Raw genomic sequence first — 2835 nt, 5'->3', positions numbered from 1 at the left:
CCCTGAGGCGGGCGCGAAGGCCGTGGAGGAAATGATGCGGCGCGGGCTGGACTGCGATGGCATCTTCGCATGCAGCGATCTGTTGGCCATCACTTCGATTCATGCGCTGCGCGAGCGCGGCCTGCGGATTCCGCAGGATATTGCGATAGTTGGCTACGACGATATCGAACTGGCCGCCTATAGCGATCCTCCCCTCACGACTGTGCGCCAACCGATTCAGGATGCAGGGCGCAAGCTGGTGGCCGCCTTGCTGTCCCTGATCGATGGGAAGCCTTCCCCTTCACAAAACCTGGAAACTGAACTGGTATGCCGCGCTTCCAGCGGCATGTGATGGTCCATGCCTGGCGCAGCATGGACGTATTTCGAACCGTTTACGCCGCCGCGCAATGCCGCTTAGGGCTGATAAAAATTGCGTATCCAGCGGCAGCGCGCCAGCGTATCTAGCTGTGCAGCGGGCAGGCCGAGGCCGTCGGCCACGGCGCAGTTCTTGTCGACATTGCGTAGTGAGCGCATGCCGGGAATGACGACCGACACGGCCGGATTGCTGAGAACAAAACGCAATGCAGTTTCGGCCATCTGTGTGGCTTCGATCCCCAGCCTGGTGCAAATCTCGCCGACCCTGTCGGCCACCTGCTGACGGCGCTCGCCGCGGAAGTAATCATTGCGAAAATCGCCATCGGGGAATGCGCTGCCGGCATCAATCGCGCCCGTCAAGCCCCCTTCGTCCAGCGCGACACGGACGATCACACCCACGTTGTTTCGTACGCAGGCTGGAAACAATCGATCGTTCGGAGTCTGTTCGAAAATGTTATAGATGACCTGCACTGTGTCGACCAAGCCTGTCTCGATCAGTGCGAGGGCGTTGTCGCTGTCATGATCGTTGAGCGACACGCCAAAATGGGCAATCTTTCCTTGCCTCTTTAGTTGGGCGATAGCCTCGAGCCAGTCGCCTTGATGGCACCATGTGTCGTCCCAGACGTGAAACTGCTGGATGTCAATTCTTTCCAGTCCAAGATTGCGCAGGCTCTGCTCGGTACTTGCGATCACATGACTTGCTGGAAATACCTGGTCGACGGAAACATCCGGCCGAGGCGGCCAGGTCATATTTTTTGGCGGAATCTTGCTGGCGACATAAATTGATTCCGAACGAGCACGAACCGCCGCGCCAACGAGCGCTTCGCTCGCGCCATTGCCATAGACCAGCGCCGTGTCGACGAAGTTAACCCCAAGGTCCATCGCCCGGTGCAGCGACTGCGCGGACTGCGCGTCATTGGCACCCAGCCATGAGCTGTTGCCTATACCCCAAGCGCCGTAGCCGACTTCGGCGATGCGTAAGCCGGTTTTCCCTAAAATTCTGCGATGCATTTAGTTACTCCCTTTTTTAGTCATTAGCTGAGATGGCAGCTCGCTCCTCGCGAAGCGCGTGTATCGATGCTAAAGACCACACCTTCAAGTGACGCATGATCGCCTGTCCGCCTTCGGCAAACATCGCCATGTTATCGCTGCCCGCGCCAGGGAAGACCTGGCTGGACAGCACTACCTCATTCATGCCGGCAAACACGGTCACCGAAGCGGTATCGACCACTATGCGCAGCCTGATCGCGCCGTCGCGCAGCGCCACCGGCGCAGCATGGCACGCAGAGAATTGCTGGCTGAAGGAGGCGTCGCCAGCCCTGCTCCGGTCGACGTAGACCTGGCCGAGTTCGCGGTCATAGCCGATCACCGTCTGATCGCCATTCTCTCCTGTATGGACCTGCAAACCGGCACGCAGCGCAGTACCGGGATCGAGCAGCACCTCAATATCGGCGGGTCCGGCGCGCGTGTGCGCCGGCGCCAGCGCGGTCACGCCGGCGGCGACCACCTGGCCGTCGACGGCGAGCAGCAATTTCCGCCGCAGCTGGTCGAAAGCCTCGAGCGGCTGCTGCACCAGCCGTACCTGGCCGTCGATGGTACGCAGCGCCAGTTCGCGTGCGATCGATTGCGCGCTGCGCCACGGCGCAGTGGGCACCTGCCTCGCATACAGCCAATTGCTCATCCAGCCTATCAATACCCGCTTGCCGCCCGGCGCATCATTCCAACTGATGGCGGCATAGAAATCCGGGCCGTAGTCGAGCCAACGCACGTGGTCATCGGGCCGAGCCGTGGTGACTACAGGTTCGCCGGCGCGCACCACGCTGCCTGGTGCAGCGGGCTCGGGCTGGAAGGTGTGGCCATCGAATCGGCCGATGAAATACTGGGCGCCGGATCCGCCGGCGGGGCCGCCCGGATTCAGGTTGATCACCAGCACCCACTTGCTATTCGCCGGATCGCCATCAACCGGCAATTCGAACAGGTCGGGACATTCCCACACGCCGCCGATCGCACTCGCCGGTCCGAACTCGCTCATGAGCTCCCACTGGAGCAAGTCGTTCGATGCATAGAACAAGGCCTTGTACTGATCCGCCAGTACGACCACCATCACCCATTTGCTTTCCGGCGCGTACCAAAACACCTTGGGGTCGCGGAACTCGCGATATTCGTCCAGGTAAGCAGGCGGCGGCAGTTCGAGCACCGGATTGCCGGCGTACTGAGTCCAGCTGCGCCCGCGATCCAGGCTGTATGCGAGCGACTGGCTTTGCTGGCCTTCGCGCACGCGTTTGCCGTTCGCCAGGGTCATCGCCGCTGGATAGACGCTGGTGTAGATCAAGACCATGGCCGCCTGGCCGGGCAATCCAAGGCCGCTGGTGTTGGCGCTGTCGACCACGGCGCTGCCCGAGTAAAAGCACTGCGTGATGGCGCCCTGCTCGTCCTTTTCGACCTGCAGGGCGACCGGCAATTCCGACCAGTGCACCAGGT

The 2835-nt window shown here is 61.3% G+C and carries 3 protein-coding genes; 1 reads left to right on the top strand and 2 read right to left on the bottom strand.

Annotated elements, in window-relative coordinates; all coding sequences use genetic code 11:
• Nucleotides 1-331 (top strand): substrate-binding domain-containing protein (locus D3872_RS04820; RefSeq protein ID WP_182915688.1); only part of this gene is annotated, 331 nt, incomplete at its 5' end.
• Nucleotides 332-393: 62 nt separating this feature from the next.
• On the opposite strand, the gene D3872_RS04815 is transcribed toward D3872_RS04820, so the two are convergent.
• Nucleotides 394-1365 carry an aldo/keto reductase gene (locus D3872_RS04815; protein WP_119809728.1) on the bottom strand — a complete coding sequence of 324 codons (972 nt, stop codon included), beginning with the start codon at nt 1363-1365 and terminating at the stop codon, nt 394-396.
• Between the two features lie 16 nt (nt 1366-1381).
• Nucleotides 1382-2835 (bottom strand): glycoside hydrolase family 32 protein (locus tag D3872_RS04810; protein WP_147373793.1); only part of this gene is annotated, 1454 nt, incomplete at its 5' end.

It is taken from the genome of Massilia cavernae (assembly GCF_003590855.1).
In the GTDB taxonomy this organism is placed as follows: Bacteria; Pseudomonadota; Gammaproteobacteria; order Burkholderiales; family Burkholderiaceae_D; genus Telluria_A; species Telluria_A cavernae.
This window is presented reverse-complemented; position numbering and strand designations above follow the sequence as displayed.

Excerpts from the sequence above, each read along its gene's own strand:
- D3872_RS04815 (WP_119809728.1), bottom strand. The coding sequence starts at position 1,365 with ATGCATCGCAGAATTTTAGGGAAAACCGGCTTACGCATCGCCGAAGTC.